The organism is Streptomyces sp. NPDC091376, from assembly GCF_044757085.1.
Lineage (GTDB): Bacteria > Actinomycetota > Actinomycetes > Streptomycetales > Streptomycetaceae > Streptomyces > Streptomyces pratisoli.
In genome coordinates, this window is record NZ_JBIVUF010000014.1 from 96,535 (window position 1) to 114,344 (window position 17,810).

The window sequence follows — 17,810 nt, forward strand, 5'->3', positions numbered from 1 at the left end:
CGGCGCTCAGGGTGCGAGGTCCTCGATCGCCACGGGAAGGTGGCGCGGTCCGCGCAGCACCGCGTTGGCGCGGTAGGGCGGCGGGTCCTCGAGCAGCCGGGAGAAGGTGACCCGGCGGAAGAGTTCGGGCACAGCCAGGTGGAGTTCCATGCGAGCGAGCGGGGCGCCGAAGCAGTAGTGGATGCCGGTGTAGAAGCCCAGGTGTTCGTTGTCCTCGCGGTCGGGATCGAACCGGTCGGGGTTCTCGAAGCGCCGGGGGTCGCGGTTGGCCGCAGCGATCATGAGCCAGACCGGGGAGCCCTTGGGGATCGTGGTGCCGGCGACGTCGACGTCGGCCAGGGTGGTGGTCCACGGGACGAACTGGACCGGGGGCTCGTACCGCAGCACTTCCTCGATGAGAGGGACGGCCAGGTCCGGCTCCTTGTGGAAGCGATCGAGGACGCCGGGGTGGCGCAGCAGGGTGAGGGTCGTGTTGGTGATCGCGTTGACGGTGGTCTCGTGGCCGGCGACCAGGAGCAGCACCGCGGTCGCCTCCAGGTCTGACGGTGTCATCTCGGGGGCGAGCGCGCTGAGCATCCCGGGGCCGGGGTGGCGGCGTTTGGTCTCGATCAGGTCGGACAGGTAGGCGCCTATGTCCTGGCGTGCCCGCTGTGCTTTTTCCTTGCCGTTGCCGCCGGACTGGGGATCGACCGACGATGCCAGTGCGTCGGCCCAGCCGTGGAAGAGCGGTTCGTCCTCGCGTGGCACGCCGAGGACCTTGCAGATGGCGGTGACGGGAAGGGGGTAGGCGAAGTCGTCGACGATGTCGACCTGGTCCTTGCCTTCGAAGGCGTCGAGGAGTTCGGTGACGACCTTGGCCAGGTCTCCGCGCATGTCGTCGAGGAATCTGGGGCTGTGCGGGGGACCGAACGGCCGGTTGATGGTCTCGCGCAGGCGGTCGTGCACGGGTGGGTCGGTGAAGATGAAGCTGGGCGGCAGGCCGGTCTCCTCCGCCGGCTGTCCGGGACGGGCGTGGCCCGGCGGACGATGGCGTGTGTCGTTGCTCAGCCGCGGGTCGTTGGCCAGGTTGCGCACTTCGTAGTAGGTGCTGACCAGATAGGTGCCGTCGTCCTCCCGCAGGACCGGCGTCTTGCGCAACTCCGCGTAGAGCGGGTACGGATCGGCTCGATTGGCGTAGTCGGTGATCTGCGCGGAGATGCTGTCGGTCGTCATGGTGTCTCCTGAGGGGCTCCGGACGGCTCAGGGCCGGTGATCAGGCACGCGACGGAACGAACTCGACTCGCCGCCCCGGTCCGGCCGTCGACGCCGCCCTGCTCGGGCGGGAAGAGGGCCCCGGCCGCTGTCCGCTGCTCGCCCGTGGCGGGAAGAGTGCCCCGGCCGCTATCTGCTGCTCGCCCGTACACCGCGACGAACCGCCCCTCGGTGAGCGTCCCTTGCGTGACGACTAGCTGGTCGCCCGGCGAGTCGGACAGCGGGCGAGGGCCGCACGCAAGAATCACCGGCGGCGCAGGCCCCGCAGCCCTTGTGCTCGCTCCACACGATCTGTTGGCATGCCTCTCCTTCAGGATCGACTCCCTCGGGGTGGCCCGCAAGGCGGGAGCGGGGCTTCGCAAGCCGCCTCTCAGCCGCGGAGGGTCCGGTGATTCTCGCTGGTCAGGCATGGTTCTGACGGGTGAGGAGCTACCCCGGCAACGAGGTCGAGTTGCCGCGGGCGGCCGGCCCGGACCTGGCAAGGCGCGGAGGGTCGGTCGCAACCCTCGCCCATTGACCGGGCCACTCGACGCCGGGGCCATCACCCTCGACCACCACGTCCACTTCGTGCCGGAGGCGGGGGAGAAGGGGCACAGGGCGATCGATAGCCTGCTGGAGAGCTGAGGAGGAGATGCCTGGCGCGAACTGGCCAGATCCTCCCCAGGACCCGTCCTGAGCGGCCATCATCCGGGCCGATGCACGTAAACAGCGAGGTGAGAGGCCCTGTGTTCACGACCCGACCGACCCTCCAGGGCACCTTCGGCATGGTGTCCTCCACCCACTGGCTGGCCTCGCAGTGTGCGATGGCGGTACTGGAGGACGGCGGGAACGCCTTCGACGCCGCCGTAGCCGCGGGCTTCGTCCTGCACGTCGTCGAGCCGCACCTCAACGGCCCCGCCGGAGAGGTCCCGATCATCCTCGCCCCCGCGGGCGGCGAGGTGCGGGTGCTGTGCGGCCAGGGCCCCGCGCCCGCCGGCGCCACCATCGACCACTACCGGCGGCTCGGACTCGGTCTCGTCCCCGGCACCGGGCCGCTCGCCGCCGCCGTCCCCGGCGCCTTCGACGCCTGGATGGTGCTGCTGCGCGACCACGGCACCAGGACGCCCGCCGAGGTGCTGAAGTACGCCATCGGGTACGCGGAGGACGGGCACCCGCCGGTCGAGCGGGTCGGCGAGACAGTGGAGACGGTACGCGCGCTGTTCGAGACGGAGTGGACGACCTCCGCCGAGGTGTATCTGCCGGGCGGCCGGGCCCCGCGGCCCGGCGAACTGTTCCGCAACCCGGCCCTGGCCGCGACCTGGCGGCGGCTGATCGCGGAGGCCGGCGACGGCAGCAGGACCGAGCAGATCGAGCGGGCGCGGGCCGTCTGGCGCGAGGGCTTCATCGCCGAGGCACTGGTCCGCCGGTCCGCCGTGCCCACCATGGACACGAGCGGCACCCGGCACACCGGCACGCTCACCGCGGCCGATCTCGCGGGCTGGTCCGCCTCGTACGAGGCGCCGGCGACGTACGACTGGCGCGGCTGGACGCTGTGCAAGGCCGGCGGCTGGAGCCAGGGCCCGGCGTTCCTGCAGCAGTTGGCGCTGCTGCCGCCCGAACTGCCGGAGTACGGTTCCGCCGACTACGTGCACCTCCTCGTCGAGGGCTGCAAGCTCGCCATGGCGGACCGCGAGGCCTGGTACGGCGACGCCGCGGAGGTCCCGCTGGAGGCGCTGCTGTCGGAGCCGTACAACGCCGAGCGGCGGGGCCTGATCGGGGCGAAGGCCTCGTACGAGCTGCGGCCGGGAAGCCCCGGCGGACGCGCCCCCGTGCTCAGCGCGCACGCCCTCGGCGTCGCGGCGGGCGGGACGGGCTTGGACGCGATGGGCATCACCGGCGGACCGGCGGCGGGGGCCGGCGAGCCGACCGTCGCCAACGACGGCGCGACGCGCGGCGACACCTGCCATCTCGACGTGGTCGACCGGTGGGGCAACATGGTCGCGGCCACGCCCAGCGGCGGCTGGCTCCAGTCCAACCCGGTCGTGCCGGAGCTGGGCTTTCCGCTCGGCACGCGACTGCAGATGGCCTGGCTCGACCCGGGGCTGCCGAACTCGCTCACCCCGGGGCGCCGCCCCCGCACCACCCTCACCCCGTCCCTGGCGCTGCGCGACGGGAAGCCGGTGATGGCCTTCGGCACACCGGGCGGCGACCAGCAGGACCAGTGGCAGCTGCACTTCTTCCTGGCCGTCGCGCTGCGCGGCGAGGTCCGCGGCGGACTGGACCTGCAGGGCGCGATCGACGCGCCGAACTGGCACAACGACAGCTTCCCCGGCTCCTTCCACCCGCGCGGGATGCGTCCCGGATCCCTCACCGTGGAGTCCCGGACGGACCCCGAGGTCGTGGCGGAGCTGCGGCGGCGCGGCCATGACGTCACGGTCGGGGAGTCCTGGTCGGAGGGCCGGCTGTGCGCGGTCGCGCGGCACCCGGAAACCGGTGTGCTGTCGGCCGCGGCGAACCCGCGTGGCATGCAGGGTTATGCGGTGGGCCGCTGACCGGACACCTTGCGTTCGCCTTGTCTTGACCTGAGATCGGCCGGGTGTCCATCCGGTGGTCACCGGGCGGCAGCTGGGATGTCAGTGGGGCGTGCTTTGCTGGACGCATGACCGAAGAGCTTTTGTCCGGGACGACCGGAAACCCCTGGGAGTCCCGAATCCTCGCGCTGGTCGAGGAGGCGGTCCGCAAGGCGGCCGCCTCCGAGATCATGCCGCGATTCCGCCGGCTCGCCGCGCACGAGATCGTCGAGAAGAGCGGTCCGTACGACCTCGTGACGGTGGCCGACCGCAACGCCGAGGAGCATCTGACGGCGTCCCTCACGGCGCTGCTGCCCGGCTCGGTCGTGGTGGGTGAGGAAGCGGTCCACGCGGACCCGGCGGTGTACGGGGCGCTGCACGAGGACGCGCCCGTGTGGATCGTCGACCCCGTGGACGGCACGCGTCAGTTCGTGCACGGCGACCCCGGCTTCTGCACGCTCGTCGCGCTGGCCCGGCGCGGCGAGGTGCTCGCGTCGTGGACGTACGCCCCCGCGCTGGACGAGATGGCGACGGCGGTGCGCGGCCACGGCGCCCGGGTGGACGGCACGGAGATACGGTCGGGTTCGCCGGAGCCGGGCGCGGTCCTCGAAGTGGCCATGTCCCACCCGGACTTCACGACTCCCGAGGAGAAGCAGGCCCTCCTCGCGCTGCGCACCGACGGCGTCCACGCCCGCCCGTGCGGCTCCGCCGGCCTGGAGTACCTCGCGGTGGCACGCGGTGAACTCGATGCCGTCGCCTTCTCCTGGGAGAACGCGTGGGACCACGCGGCGGGCCTCCTCCTCGTCGCCGAAGCAGGCGGCACGGACCTGACCCTGACCGGCGACCGCTTCCGCATCACGGGCGGCAACGCCCTGCCGTTCACGGCGGGCAGGGACGCGGCCACGACACGGCGGATCCACGACCTCCTCGCCGCGGGCGCGCGGTAGCGGACAGGAGCGCAGAGCGGTAGGTCGGCTTCGGCGCGATGGCTCCGGTGGGACGGCTCCAGGGTGACGGCTCCGGTGGGACGCCTTCGGCGGATCGGCTCCGGTGGGGCGTGGGCCGTCGGGAAGTGAGCAGCGGCGCCTCGGTAGGGTCAGGTGCCATGACCACTCCGGAACCCACCATCCTCGCCACGTCCGGAGGGCACCGCGCCGGAGACCGCACAAGGGTGACCTTCGATTCGCTGGTGCACCACGCCGTCGAGCTCTCCGGGGTCCACGGCCGCCGGCCCCGCGTCATGTACGTGGGCACGGCCATCGGGGACGCCGAACACTTCAGCTCGCGGATGACCGAGGCTGCCCGCGTGGCGGGCTTCGACCTCACACCCCTCCACCTCTTCCCCATGCCGAACCTCGAGGACATCGAGGGCGCCGTCCTCGACCAGGACGTCGTCTGGGTCATGGGTGGCTCCGTGGCCAACCTGCTGGCGGTATGGCGCGTCCACGGACTCGACGCCGTCCTGCGCCGCGCCTGGCAGGCGGGAGTCGTGCTCAGCGGGGTCAGCGCGGGATCGATCTGCTGGTTCCGGGGCGGCACCACCGACTCCTTCGGACCCGAACTGCGCCCGCTGACCAACGCCCTCGGCTTCCTGCCCTACGGCAACGGGGTCCACTACGACTCCGACGCGGGCCGCCGTCCCCTGGTGCACCGGCTGGTCGCGGACGGCACCCTTCCGGACACACACTGCACCGACGACGGCGTGGGTCTCGTCTACCGCGGCACACAACTCGTCGAGGCTGTCACGGAAGCTCCGGGCAAGAGCGCCTACGTCGTCGTACGCGACGGCGACAGGGCCGCCGAGGAGCGCATCGAGCCCCGCAGGCTGCCCGCGCCGAGGTCCTGACCCGTCACCGCCCTAGCAAGAAGTCGAACCACGCGTAGTACTCTGCTTGAAGTGGTGTGAACACAGTGCTGCGTCTGGAGTGGTGTCGATGGTGAGGCGTAACGACCAGCGGCGGGCTGCCCTCGTCGACGCGGCGATCGAGGTGCTGGCCCGGGAAGGCGCGCGAGGCCTGACTTTCCGGGCCGTGGATGCCGAGGCCACCGTTCCCGCCGGCACGGCGTCCAATTACTTCGCCAGCCGAGACGACCTGTTGACTCAGGCCGGCGCCCGGGTTTACGAGCGGCTCCAGCCCGACGAGGCCACGATCGCCCGCCAGCAGGCGGCCGACCGCGACCGGGAGACCTACGCGGAACTGATGCGCGAGCTCGTCGGCCGCATCGCGTCCTTTCGCACCGGTTACCTCGCTCTGCTGGAGCTCCGCCTCGAGGCCACCCGCCGCCCCGAACTGCGCAAGGTCCTCACTGAGCGAGTCCGAGCCGACGTCGACGCCAACGTCGCCTATCACGAGGCTTCCGGCCTCCCTGGCGACGCCATGGCCGTCAAGCTGCTCATGCTGACGCTGAACTGGCTGATCGTTGAGCAGCTCACCCTGCCGGACGTCTTCACGGAGGCAGAGCGTGAACAGCTGGTGACGGCCGCGGTGGAGCGCATCGTGGCGGCGGACGAGACGACTCGGCCCCAGAAGTGACGTGGTGACCTGCCGGCCCTGGCGACGCCGGCACGCCGGCACTGCCAACCCGGTACGAGCAGCCCTCAGTCGTTCTTGCCGCTCTTGATGTACTCGACCTTGGCCGGTCCCTCGCCCGACAGCCGGTCCCCGTGCAGCCAACCGCACGCCTCGTAGAACGAGTTGGCCGCGGCATTGTCCGCGAAGCTCTCGAGCCGGATCGTCGAGTATCGGGCGAGGAGCGCCGCTTCCGCATGCCGCAGCAGGAGGCGGCCCAGCCCTCGACGCTGATGATCCGGGTCGATCATCATCAGGTCGATCGTGGGGCCTTCGAGGATGGTGAAGCCGATGATCCGGCCTTCCTGACCGACGAGGCAGTGCACTCCACCCCGCTCCAGGTGATTCTTCACGTGGGCGTCCGAAGCGCCGCTGCCGATGAACCAGTCAACTCCCTCGTCGCCGAGGAAGGAGCGGTAACAAGCGTCGATCGTGCGACGCGCGAGAGCCTGGAGATCCTCAAGATCTTCCCCGCTCGGGGACCGGATGATGGCGTGGTGCTGTTCTGTCGACACGGTGATTCCCACTCTGACGCTGTCGGTCGGGCGGCGAGGCGTTCCGGCGCTGTCCCGGGGCGGCGTGCCACCGTCCGCGTCCGCGTCACCTTGGCGCCGGGCGTCAGCGTAGCCGGGGACCGCCGCACGATGGGCAGCGGCTTCACGGGGCGTCCCTGCTCCGTTCGCCCCAGGTGTGCCGCCGGGGCCCGGCCGTGGCCCGCCCGGAACGGGAGTACGGGGCCGTGGCGTACCCCCGGTGCCGGTACGCGCGTACTCGCCCGGTGGTGGCCCGGCCGGAGGCAGGGCCGGCGCGGTCGCCATCGCTTCGACGAGCCGGCGAATCCCGTTGTCCGCGGGGCCCGTCGCCCGGTCATCCGCCCGGTCGTCCGTCGGGCCGCTCACCTGGTCGTTCATCGCCGCGGAGGCTACCGCCGACGGCGTTGTCCGCGCCGCCGAATATCCTGGGTTCCTTGGCCATCGGCAGACGAAGGAGTCCCAAGGTGCCGTCGATGCTCGATGCCGTCGTCGTGGGGGCGGGGCCCAACGGACTGACCGCCGCCGCGGAGTTGGCGCGCCGCGGATTCTCGGTCGCCGTGTTCGAGGCCCTGGACACCGTCGGCGGTGGCGCCAGGACCGAGGAGCTCACCCTCCCCGGTTTCCGGCACGACCCCTGCTCCGCGGTCCACCCGCTGGGCGTGGGCTCGCCCGCGTTCAAGGCCATGCCGCTCGGGCGGTACGGGCTGGAGTGGCTGCACCCGCCGCTCCCCATGGCCCACCCCTTCGACGACGGGACCGCCGCCGTTCTCTCCCGCTCCGTCGCGGAGACCGCCGCCTCCTTCGGGCCCCGCGACGCGGGGGCCTACCGCCGCCTCGTCGCCCCGTACCTCGGCAGATGGGACACCCTCGCCCGGGACTTCATGTCCCTGCCGAGCACCGCCCTGCCGCGCGACCCCGTCACCCTCGCCCGCTTCGGCCTCACCGGACTGCCGCCGTCCACCTGGCTGCTGCGCCGGTTCGGCGACGACCGCGCCCGCGCGCTGTTCGCCGGTCTCGTCGCCCATGTCATCGCCCCGCTGAGCGGTTTCGGCACCGGTGCCGTCGCACTCGTCTTCGCGCTCGCCGCACACGCGGGCGGCTGGCCGCTGCCGCGCGGCGGTTCGCAGTCGATCTCCGACGCCCTCGCCGCCTACGTACGGGACTGCGGCGGCACGATCCACACCGGCACCGAGATCAAGCGTCTCGACGACCTGCCGCCCGCCCGGGCCTATGTCTTCGACACCTCGCCCACCGCCCTCGCCCGGATCGCGGGCCTCGGCCGGGCCTACGACGGCTATCGCTACGGAGCCGCCGTCTTCAAGATCGACTACGCTCTGGACGGGCCCGTGCCGTGGACCGCCGAGGAGGCCCGTCGCGCCGGCACCGTCCAGATCGGGCCCAGCAGCCGTGAGATCGCCACCGCGCTCCGGCAGGCATCCGGGGGCCGCGTCCCCGGCACCCCCTTCCTGATCACCGCCCAGCCCAGCCTCGTCGACCCGTCCCGGGCACCCGAGGGCAAGCATGTCTTCTGGGTGTACGGCCACGTTCCGCACGCCTGGGAGGGCGACCTCACCGAGGCGATCGAGCGGCAGATCGAGCGCTTCGCCCCGGACTTCCGCGACCGTGTCCTGGCCCGCGCCACCGCGGGCCCGCCCGAACTGGCCGCGCGCAACGCCAACTACGTGGGCGGCGACATCGCCTGTGGCGCGGCCAGAGGCCTCCAGCTGCTGCTGCGCCCCAAGCTGTCCCTCTTCCCGTACGCGACCCCCCACCCGGCGGTCTTCCTGTGCTCCTCCGCGACCCCGCCGGGCCCGGGAGTGCACGGCATGTCCGGGCACAACGCGGCGAAGGCCGTGTGGCGGCACCTGCGCGCCCGGTGACGCATGTGCGCCCCGTGGCATCGAGGCGCTCGTGACCTGTGTGCGCCCGGTGACGTCGAGGCGCCCAGCGCCGCACGTGCGCCCGGTGACGTCGAGGCGCTCGTAACGTCTGTGCGCGCCCAGTGGCGCCCCTGGCCCACGCGCCCGCGCGGCATGATGGCCGTATGAGCACGCACCCCGCCATCACCCTCGTCCGCGGAGACATCACCGAGCAGCACGTCGACGCCGTCGTCAACGCCGCGAACTCGTCGCTGCTCGGTGGCGGAGGCGTCGACGGGGCGATCCACCGACGCGGCGGCCCGGAGATCCTCGCCGCATGCCGCAAGCTGCGCGCCTCGCACTACGGCAAGGGCCTCCCGACCGGCCGGGCGGTCGCCACGACCGCGGGGAGACTCCCGGCCCGATGGGTCATCCACACCGTCGGCCCGGTCCACTCGGAGTCCGAGGACCGCTCCGGCCTCCTCGCCTCCTGCTACCGCGCCTCGCTGGGCGTCGCCGACGAACTGGGCGCCGCCACGGTCGCCTTCCCCGCCGTCTCCACCGGCATCTACGGCTGGCCGATGGACGACGGCGCCCGCATCGCGATCGAGACCGTACGGACCACGGAGACATCGGTGGAGGAGGTCCGTTTCGTGCTCTTCGACGACACGGCCTACCAGGCGTTCGCCGCGCAGTTGAGGTGATCGCGCACCTGAGCTGATCGCGCCCGGGGCTTGCGCCCGCCCCGGCCACGCCGGGTCGATGTCGTTTTCTCGCCAGCGCAGCCCCCTGCGGTGGCCGATGCTTGAGCCATGCACACCGACACCGACACCGAGCGTTGCGTGAGGGCCGTCCAGTCCAAGGACGCCCGGTTCGACGGCTGGTTCTTCACCGCGGTGCTGACGACCCGGATCTACTGCCGGCCCAGCTGTCCCGCCGTGCCGCCCAAGGTCGAGAACATGACCTTCTACCCCAGCGCGGCGGCGTGCCAGCAGGCCGGTTTCCGGGCGTGCAAGCGGTGCCGCCCCGACACCAGCCCCGGCTCGCCGGAGTGGAACGTCCGCGCCGACGCCGTCGCCCGTGCCATGCGGCTGATCCAGGACGGGGTCGTCGACCGTGAAGGCGTGCCCGGGCTCGCCGCCCGGCTCGGCTACTCCACCCGGCAGATCGAGCGCCAGCTGCTCGCCGAGGTCGGTGCGGGCCCGCTCGCCCTCGCCCGCGCGCAGCGCGCCCAGACCGCGCGGCTGCTCATCGAGACCACCGCCCTGCCGATGGCCGACGTCGCCTTCGCCGCCGGCTTCTCCTCGATCCGGACCTTCAACGACACCGTCCGCGAGGTGTTCGCGCTCGCCCCGAGCGAGCTGCGCACCCGTGCCGCCGCCCGCCCGGCCCGCGGACACGGGCACGGACGAGGCTCCGGGCACGGACGAGGCCCTGGACACGCACGAAGCCCTGGACATGCACGAATCCATGGGCAAGGACACGAGCACGCCACGGAACCGGTCCCCGGCACGCCCGGCGTCCTCGCTCTGCGCCTGCCGTTCCGCGCGCCCCTCAACCCCGACAACCTCTTCGGGCACTTGGCGGCGACCGCGGTCCCCGGCGTGGAGGAGTGGCGCGACGGCGCCTACCGCCGCACCCTGACGCTTCCGCACGGCCACGGCATCGTCTCCCTGGCCCCGCGCCCGGACCACATCGCCTGCCGGCTGTCCCTCACCGACCACCGCGATCTGACCTTCGCCATCAGCGTCTGCCGCCGCATGCTCGACCTGGACGCCGACCCCGTCGCCGTCGACGACCAGCTCCGCGCCGATCCGCTGCTCGCGCCGCTCGTCGACAAGGGGCCGGGCAGGCGGGTGCCGCGTACCGTCGACGCCGCCGAGTTCGCCGTACGGGCCGTCCTCGGCCAGCAGGTGTCGACCGCAGCGGCCCGCACGCACGCCGCCCGGCTGGTCACCGCCCACGGCACTCCCGTCCATGACGCCGAGGGCGGCCTCACCCATCTCTTCCCGACCCCCGAGGCGCTCGCAGGCCTCGACCCGGAGACACTCGCCTTCCCGCGCAGCCGGCGCACCACCCTCACCACCCTGTTCGGGGCCCTCGCCGACGGCACCCTGCGGCTCGGTCCCGACAGCGACTGGAACGAGGCCCGCGCGCAGCTCTCCGCACTGCCCGGATTCGGTCCCTGGACCGTCGAGGCCATCGCGATGCGCGGCCTGGGGGACCCCGACGCCTTCCTGCCCACCGACCTCGGCATCCGGCGCGCCGCGGCCGACCTCGGCCTGCCGTCGACCCCGGCGGCGCTCACCGCCCGCGCCGCGGCCTGGCGGCCCTGGCGTGCCTACGCGGTCCAGTACCTCTGGGCCACCGGCGACCACCCCATCAACCGACTCCCCGTCTGAGGAAGCACCATGAGCCGCACCCACACCGTCGTCGACAGTCCGTACGGTCCGCTCACCCTCGTCGCCACGGACTCCGTCCTGAGCGGCCTCTACATGACCGGGCAGCGCCACCGCCCCGCCGAGGAGCTCTTCGGCGACCCCGACCCGCGACCCTTCGGCGCGACGATCCACCAGCTCGACGCCTACTTCGCGGGTGAGCTGAAGGACTTCGACCTGCCGCTGCACCTCGCGGGCACCCCGTTCCAGCGCAGCGTCTGGGAGCAGCTGTGCCTGATCCCGTACGGCGAGACCCGTACGTACGGCGAACTCGCCGACGCCCTCGGCAACCCCGGCGCCTCGCGTGCGGTCGGCCTGGCCAACGGCAAGAACCCGATCGGCATCATCGTCCCCTGCCACCGGGTCATCGGCTCCAGCGGCAGCCTGACCGGCTACGGCGGCGGCCTCGACCGCAAGCAGCGGCTGCTGGCCTTCGAGAAGGGCGCCCCGGAGGACGCGCTGTTCCCGGCGTTCTAGGCCCGTACGTCCAGGGCTCGCGCTCGTCCAGGGCTCCCGTACGTCCTACGTATCCTGGGTGCCGTCCGCGATGCGCTCCAGCAGCGCCGGCAGTGCCGTGCCGATCGGCTCGCGGATGATCTCGGCCGCGAGTTCGTCGTACGGCGTCGGCTCGGCATTCACGACGATCAGCCGGGCGCCGTTGTCCGATGCGCTCCCGGCGAGCGAGGCGGCGGGCTGCACCTGCAGGCTGGAACCGACCGCGATGAAGACCTCGCAGGCCTTGGCGATGCCCATGGCCTCACTCAGCACGACCGGGTCGAGCCGCTGTCCGAACATCACCGTCGCCGACTTGAGGATCCCGCCGCAGACCTGGCACGGCGGGTCCTCCTCACCGTCGGCGACGCGCACGAGCGCTTCCTCCATGGCGGAGCGGGCGTGGCAGCGCGTGCACTCCACCCGGCGTGCGGTGCCGTGGAGTTCGAGGACCTTGCGGTCGGGCATCCCGGCGAGCTGGTGCAGCCCGTCGACGTTCTGCGTGATCACCCGCACCGCCACACCGTTCCGCCCGCGCTCCAGTTCGGCGACCGCCCGGTGTGCCGCGTTGGGCTCCGCACGCAGCGTCGGCGCGTCCCGCCGCATCCGCCAGGCGCGGCGGCGGATGTCGGGGTCGGCCATGTAGTAGTCGTAGGTGACCAGCTTCTCGGCCTCCGGGTCACGCCGCCACAGGCCGTTGGGCCCGCGGTAGTCGGGAATGCCGGAGTCGGTGGAGATACCGGCGCCGCTGAGGATCGCGACGAGAGTCATGCCGCGAGCGTACGCAGCGACGCCACGGCGCGGCGAGCGGATAATCCCGCACCTGTGCGCATGACGGCCACGGTTCGCAGCTGCCCCTCGCCCCCTGCGACCCCTGCCCCCAGGGAGGTCGGGATCCGGCCCGACCTTCCTTCACCGCCCCGGGCGTCCGTCGACCAGCTCGACCGGGCCCGTGCCGGAATCGAGCGCGTCCAGCGCGGCGAGGACGCGATTGCCCAGTGTGCCGAGCAGATAGGTCGTGATCTCCTCGGGCGACACCAGCTTCCAGGAGATCAGCTCCTCCTCCTGGAGCCGGATCGCCGAGAACCGCTCCCCGCTCAGCACGCCGCCGTCGTAGACGTACGCGACGATCGGCGGCCGGTCCTGCCCCCGTACCCAGTCCATCGCGAGCAGCCGCCCCGGTTCGACGTCCAGCCCGATCTCCTCCAGCGTCTCCCGCCGGGCGGCCTCGCGGGGCGTCTCTCCGGCGTCGGACTCGACCGTGCCGCCCGGAAGCGCCCATCCCGCACGGTAGTTGGGCTCGACGAGCAGCACCCGGCCCTCGCCGTCCCGGAAGAGGGTGGCGGCCCCGGCGAGTACCCGGGGGAGCGACGCGATGTACGCGGAGTATTCGTTGGTGGTCACGCCCGCAGCGTAGTGGGCCGGGCACATCGGGCACCCGGCCGTCGTCCCGGTCAGGAGCGGTGGCGGGAGGGGTGGCGGGAGGGGTCTTCCGTCCATGCACCCGCGCCGGCCGGTGCCGCGGCGGCCAAACGTGCGGTCCGGTTGGCCAGTTCGCCGATCCGTGCGCCGTCGAAGCCGAACACCGCGCTGCGCACCCGGTCCTCCAGCGGCCGGGTCCACTGCGGCGGAATGCGGGAGGCGCCGCACAGCACCCCGGCGACCGAACCGGCCGTCGCCCCGTTGGAGTCGGTGTCCAGGCCGCCGCGCACGGTCAGCGTGATCGTGGACGTGAAGTCCCCCGCCCCGTACAGCAGTCCGGCCGTGATGACACCGGCGTTCGGAACGGCGTGGATCCAGCCGAGGCGGCCGGTCTCCCGCTCCAGCTCGGTGAGCGTGTCGGACCAGGGGAGGCCCGCGTCGTACAGGGCCGTCGCACGGCGGACGGTACGGGCGAGCCTGCAGCTCGCCGGCACGCGGGCGAGGGCGGTCTCGACGGCCTCGCGGGCCGTCGCCGCCGTGAAGGCCGCGGCGATCATCGCCGCCGCCCACATCGCCCCGTACACCCCGTTGCCGGTGTGGGACAGCACCGCGTCCCGGCGGGCGAGGGAGGCCGCGCGGGCCGGATCGCCCGGGCAGGTCCAGCCGAAGATGTCCGCACGGATCAGCGCGCCGATCCACTCCTGGTGGGGATTGTCGTACGTGGCGGTGAGCGGCGGCTTCAGCCCGGCCGTGAGGTTGCGGTACGCCGCCCGCTCGGCCGTGAAGGTCTGCAGGTACGGCAGCCTCAGCAGCCACAGCTCGCCGACCTGCTCGGTCGTGAAGGAGAAGCCGTGGGTCTCCAGCAGATGGAGGCCGAGGATCGCGTAGTCGACGTCGTCGTCGCGGCAGCTGCCGTGGATCCGGCCGCGGACGCAACTGCGCCACTCCGGGCGCAGCTCGAAGTCCGCCGCCGCACCCGGGGGCGGCTCGGGGAGATAGTCGGTGAGCGGGAGCGCGCCGGTGAGCCGCAGATAGCGGTCGATGCGGTCACGGGTCCAGTAGTCACCGCGCTCGACGGGCTTCCCGAGCATGTTGCCGGCGATCCTGCCCAGCCAGCCGCCGAGGATCCGCTCGGCGGTGCGGGGGCCCTGGAGGGTGCCTGGAGGCGTCATGACTCGGGTGTACCCCGTACCCGCTCATCGATCGCGCCCGGACAGCAGCGGCTGATATAGGACAGATCCCGTCCGCTTTCCAATCGGTGCTGGTGCGGATAGGGTCGTCGCGGCGCGACTGCCTGTTCGAAAGCAAGGGAAACAGAAGGTGACGGACGGAGCAGTTACCGCCGCGCACGTGCTCGTGGCGGCGGACAAGTTCAAGGGCTCGCTCACGGCTGTACAGGTCGCGGAGCGGGTGACGGCCGGGCTGCGGCGGGTCGTCCCGGAGCTTGCCGTGGAGACCCTGCCGGTCGCCGACGGCGGCGACGGCACGGTCGCGGCGGCCGTGGCGGCCGGGTTCGAGCGGCGTGAGGTGCCGGTGACCGGGCCGCTCGGTGAGTCCGTGACGGCGGCGTACGCGCTGCGGGGTACCACCGCCGTGGTGGAGATGGCCGAGGCGTCCGGACTGCAGCACCTTCCCGACGGCGTGTTCGCGCCACTCACGGCGACGACGTACGGCTCCGGCGAGCTGCTGCGCGCCGCTCTCGACGCGGGAGCACGGACGATCGTCTTCGGCGTCGGCGGAAGCGCGACGACGGACGGCGGGGCCGGGATGCTGGCCGCGCTGGGCGCGCGCTTCCTGGATGCGGACGGGCGGCCCGTCGGCCCCGGCGGCGGTGCGCTGGCAGACCTGGCGACTGCCGACCTGTCCGGCCTGGACGCCCGTTTCAAGGACGTCGAACTGGTTCTCGCCAGCGACGTCGACAATCCGCTGACCGGCCCGAAGGGCGCGCCTGCCGTCTTCGGGCCGCAGAAGGGCGCCTCGCCCGAGGACGTCGCCACGCTCGACGCGGCGCTCGCCCACTACGCGTCGGTCCTCGGCCCCGAGCAGGCCGGGCAGCCCGGCGCCGGAGCCGCGGGCGGTATCGGTTACGGAGCGCTGGTCGCGCTCGGCGCGAGCTTCCGGCCCGGCATCGAGGTGATGCTCGACATCCTCGGCTTCGCCCCGGCGCTGTCCCGGGCCACCCTCGTCATCACCGGCGAGGGCTCGCTCGACGAGCAGACGCTGCACGGCAAGGCACCGGCGGGCGTCGCCGCGGCGGCCCGCGCGCAGGGCATCGAGGTCGTCGCGGTGTGCGGCCGCCTCGCGCTCCCGCCGACGGCACTCGCCGCCGCCGGCATCCGCCGTGCCTACGCGCTCCTCGACCTGGAGCCCGACCCGGCCACCTGCATGGCCCAGGCGGGCCCTCTGCTCGAGCGCGCGGCGGAGTCGATCGCCCGGGACTTCCTCTCCTGATCACGCCCGGCGGCCCGGCCCGGGTCCGCTCGGATCCGGGCCGCGGACCACAGGTGGGCCCGGGGCACGTCCCCGGCCTGCTCCGCGGATCGGCCTGAGCCGGCCGACGGGCCGCCCCTGGCCCGGTCCGCGCACGCGGCGGAGTGGATTCCCCCGAATGGCCGAAAGAAGGCCCTGCCGCAACCGGGCTGTTCCAACGCCCTGTACCGCCTCCCCGGTGCTCCTTAGCATGTGCGTCCTACCCGACCAGATTTCCCGTTGACGTGAATGAGGACTGGATGCAGCGCGAGTCGTGGAGCCCGGACGCCATCGACACCAAGGTGCCGAGCGTGGCGCGAATGTACGACTACTTCCTGGGGGGCGACGACAACTACCAGTCCGACCGCGACGCCTGCGCCCAGTTGTTGCAGCAGGTTCCCAGCACCAAGGTGCTGGCGGTCAACAACCGTCGCTTCCTGCAGCGCGTCGTCCGAACGCTGGCCGCCGACTACGGAATACGCCAGTTCGTCGACCACGGCTCAGGGCTGCCGACCCAGGACAACGTCCACCAGGTCGCCCAGGCCGTCGACCCGGCGTCGCGGGTCGTCTACGTGGACAGCGACCCCATCGTGCTCGCACACGGCCGCGCGCTGCTGGAGGAGAACGACCGCACCGCGGTCATCCAGGCCGACATGCGGGACACCGAGGGCATCTTCGGCCACGAGGAGACGACACGGCTGATCGACTTCAGCCGGCCGGTCGCCGCGCTCTTCGTGTCGGTGCTGCACTGCATTCCGGACGAGGACGATCCGGCCGGGCTCGTCCGCCAGGTCGCCGAACGTCTTGCTCCCGGCAGCTTCATGGTGGTCTGTCAGCTGGTCAGTGACCGGCCCGAGATCCGCAAGTTCGTCACGGACTTCATGGCGGAGGCCACCGGGGGCCACTGGGGCCGGGTCCGCGAGGAGCACGACGTGACGGAGTTCTTCCGGGGCGCGGGCCTGGAGGTGCTGGAGCCGGGTCTGGTGGAGGTGTCCACCTGGCGGCCCGACACCGACCTCGCCCCCGTCCAGCAGACCGACGAATGGATCGAGTGGGGCGGCGTGGGCCGCGTCGTCTGAGCGCTCTGCTCGCCACCGTACGCACCGCGGCCCCCGGACGTCTCTCCCGCCCGGGGGCCGCGGCGTTGCTGCGGAACAATCCCGGGGGACGGACCGGCCGGCGGCTCCCAGGGGCCTCGGAGAGGCTCGGAGCGGGGACACGAGTCTCCGGAGAGGCCGGAGCCGGAATGACGTCTCCGAGAGGCTCAGAGGCGGGACAGGCGCTCCTGTATGAGGTCCAGTGACTGCCTCGGCGTGAGGGCGCAGGCACCGAGCCGGTCCATCATGTCGCGGTACTGCTCGACGACCTGTGGCTTCTGGCTGAAGGTGCTGTCGGTCAGATGCTCGATGTAGACGGCGTCCTTCAGGTCGCTCAGCGCGAAGCGCAGATACGTCACCCCCGTACCGACGCCGACCGATGCCGTCAGGTCCAGCGGGGCGATCTGCAGGGTGATCCGGGGCAGTTGCATCATCGCGGCGAGATGCTCCAGCTGACCGCGCATCACCTGCGGACCGCCGACCGTACGCATGAGCACGGACTCGTCGATCACGGCCCACAGGCGCGGACCGTCGGGCTGGTCCAGCTGACGCTGCCGTTCCTGCCGGAGATCGACGCGACGCTGCACGTCGTGGGTGTACAGGCGGGCGGGCCCGGACTGGATCACCGCGCGGGCGTACGCGGAGGTCTGCAACAGGCCCGGCACGTAGAACGGTTCGTACGTACGGATGGTCGCCGCCGCCCCCTCCAGCGCGACCAGCGGCGCGAAGAAGTCGGACAGGACGTCGCTGAAGGTGCGCCACCAGTCGCTGCGGCGGGACTGCTCCACCAGCCGCAGGAACTCCGCGACGCGTTCCTCCCCGTCCACGCCGTAGAGACCCAGCAGGGCGAGGGCGTCGGCGGGCTTGCAGCCGTGCCGGCCCAGCTCGATCCGGCTGGTCTTGGACCGTGAGAAGCCGAGCCGGACGTCGACGGCCGAGGGGTCGAGCCCGGCGGCGGCGCGGAGTTCGCGCAGCTTGCCGCCCAGGATCACCTTCAGGGCGGTCGGGTTGCTCTCGACCGCCCCCAAGGGCCCGGCGAACAACGACGGGCCCGGTTCTACTGCAGCCATCGCGCGCTCCTGCGGACTATTGAGAAGACGACGACACTATCCCGTACATCTATAGGTGAG

At 72.3% G+C, this 17,810-nt stretch carries 16 protein-coding genes; 10 read left to right on the plus strand and 6 right to left on the minus strand.

Going from position 1 to position 17,810, the window contains the following annotated elements; all coding sequences use genetic code 11:
* Window positions 1-6: 6 nt before the first annotated feature.
* Window positions 7-1,212 carry a cytochrome P450 gene (locus ACIQMR_RS27300; protein WP_401392485.1) on the minus strand — a complete coding sequence of 402 codons (1,206 nt, stop codon included), beginning with the start codon at window positions 1,210-1,212 and terminating at the stop codon, window positions 7-9.
* Window positions 1,213-1,976: 764 nt separating this feature from the next.
* On the opposite strand from ACIQMR_RS27300, the gene ACIQMR_RS27305 reads away from it, so the two are divergent.
* The 4 genes from ACIQMR_RS27305 (at window position 1,977) to ACIQMR_RS27320 (ending at window position 6,334) form a co-directional block, all read left to right on the plus strand.
* Complete coding sequence (locus ACIQMR_RS27305) at window positions 1,977-3,782, plus strand: gamma-glutamyltransferase family protein (RefSeq protein ID WP_401392488.1); 1,806 nt, start codon at window positions 1,977-1,979, stop codon at window positions 3,780-3,782.
* 107 nt (window positions 3,783-3,889) lie between these two features.
* Window positions 3,890-4,747 carry an inositol monophosphatase family protein gene (locus ACIQMR_RS27310; protein WP_401392491.1) on the plus strand — a complete coding sequence of 286 codons (858 nt, stop codon included), beginning with the start codon at window positions 3,890-3,892 and terminating at the stop codon, window positions 4,745-4,747.
* 158 nt (window positions 4,748-4,905) lie between these two features.
* Window positions 4,906-5,646 carry a Type 1 glutamine amidotransferase-like domain-containing protein gene (locus tag ACIQMR_RS27315; RefSeq protein ID WP_401392494.1) on the plus strand — a complete coding sequence of 247 codons (741 nt, stop codon included), beginning with the start codon at window positions 4,906-4,908 and terminating at the stop codon, window positions 5,644-5,646.
* An 88-nt stretch (window positions 5,647-5,734) separates the two neighbouring features.
* Window positions 5,735-6,334, plus strand: a complete 600-nt coding sequence (locus ACIQMR_RS27320) for a TetR/AcrR family transcriptional regulator (protein ID WP_401392795.1) — start codon at window positions 5,735-5,737, stop codon at window positions 6,332-6,334.
* Between the two features lie 65 nt (window positions 6,335-6,399).
* Here ACIQMR_RS27320 and ACIQMR_RS27325 read toward each other — a convergent pair whose 3' ends face one another.
* On the minus strand, window positions 6,400-6,885 hold the full coding sequence (locus ACIQMR_RS27325) for a GNAT family N-acetyltransferase (protein WP_401392497.1): 486 nt from the start codon (window positions 6,883-6,885) through the stop codon (window positions 6,400-6,402).
* A gap of 482 nt (window positions 6,886-7,367) precedes the next feature.
* Between ACIQMR_RS27325 and ACIQMR_RS27330 the strand changes: the two genes are divergently transcribed.
* The 4 genes from ACIQMR_RS27330 to ACIQMR_RS27345 all read left to right on the plus strand — a co-directional run bounded on the left by ACIQMR_RS27330 (window position 7,368) and on the right by ACIQMR_RS27345 (window position 11,677).
* The gene (locus tag ACIQMR_RS27330) at window positions 7,368-8,783 is read left to right on the plus strand and encodes a phytoene desaturase family protein (RefSeq protein ID WP_401392500.1); all 1,416 of its coding nucleotides are present in this window, start codon (window positions 7,368-7,370) and stop codon (window positions 8,781-8,783) included.
* Window positions 8,784-8,947: 164 nt separating this feature from the next.
* Window positions 8,948-9,466, plus strand: coding sequence for an O-acetyl-ADP-ribose deacetylase (locus ACIQMR_RS27335; RefSeq protein ID WP_401392503.1), 519 nt, complete (start codon window positions 8,948-8,950; stop codon window positions 9,464-9,466).
* A gap of 108 nt (window positions 9,467-9,574) precedes the next feature.
* Window positions 9,575-11,164: an AlkA N-terminal domain-containing protein gene (locus tag ACIQMR_RS27340; protein ID WP_401392506.1), complete on the plus strand. Its 1,590-nt coding sequence runs from the start codon at window positions 9,575-9,577 to the stop codon at window positions 11,162-11,164.
* A 9-nt stretch (window positions 11,165-11,173) separates the two neighbouring features.
* A complete protein-coding gene (locus tag ACIQMR_RS27345) occupies window positions 11,174-11,677 on the plus strand; it encodes a methylated-DNA--[protein]-cysteine S-methyltransferase (protein WP_401392509.1) in 504 nt (167 codons plus the stop codon).
* A gap of 45 nt (window positions 11,678-11,722) precedes the next feature.
* Here the strand turns inward: ACIQMR_RS27345 and ACIQMR_RS27350 are convergent, their stop codons facing one another.
* The 3 genes from ACIQMR_RS27350 to ACIQMR_RS27360 all read right to left on the minus strand — a co-directional run bounded on the left by ACIQMR_RS27350 (window position 11,723) and on the right by ACIQMR_RS27360 (window position 14,286).
* The gene (locus ACIQMR_RS27350; protein WP_401392512.1) at window positions 11,723-12,463 is read right to left on the minus strand and encodes an SIR2 family NAD-dependent protein deacylase; all 741 of its coding nucleotides are present in this window, start codon (window positions 12,461-12,463) and stop codon (window positions 11,723-11,725) included.
* 141 nt (window positions 12,464-12,604) lie between these two features.
* Window positions 12,605-13,096: an NUDIX domain-containing protein gene (locus ACIQMR_RS27355; protein WP_401392515.1), complete on the minus strand. Its 492-nt coding sequence runs from the start codon at window positions 13,094-13,096 to the stop codon at window positions 12,605-12,607.
* 50 nt (window positions 13,097-13,146) lie between these two features.
* Window positions 13,147-14,286: an ADP-ribosylglycohydrolase family protein gene (locus ACIQMR_RS27360; RefSeq protein ID WP_401392518.1), complete on the minus strand. Its 1,140-nt coding sequence runs from the start codon at window positions 14,284-14,286 to the stop codon at window positions 13,147-13,149.
* A 148-nt stretch (window positions 14,287-14,434) separates the two neighbouring features.
* Between ACIQMR_RS27360 and ACIQMR_RS27365 the strand changes: the two genes are divergently transcribed.
* On the plus strand, window positions 14,435-15,565 hold the full coding sequence (locus ACIQMR_RS27365; RefSeq protein WP_401392521.1) for a glycerate kinase: 1,131 nt from the start codon (window positions 14,435-14,437) through the stop codon (window positions 15,563-15,565).
* A gap of 278 nt (window positions 15,566-15,843) precedes the next feature.
* The gene (locus tag ACIQMR_RS27370; RefSeq protein WP_401392524.1) at window positions 15,844-16,662 is read left to right on the plus strand and encodes an SAM-dependent methyltransferase; all 819 of its coding nucleotides are present in this window, start codon (window positions 15,844-15,846) and stop codon (window positions 16,660-16,662) included.
* Window positions 16,663-16,847: 185 nt separating this feature from the next.
* Here ACIQMR_RS27370 and ACIQMR_RS27375 read toward each other — a convergent pair whose 3' ends face one another.
* A complete protein-coding gene (locus tag ACIQMR_RS27375; protein WP_401392526.1) occupies window positions 16,848-17,750 on the minus strand; it encodes a helix-turn-helix domain-containing protein in 903 nt (300 codons plus the stop codon).
* Window positions 17,751-17,810: the final 60 nt, after the last annotated feature.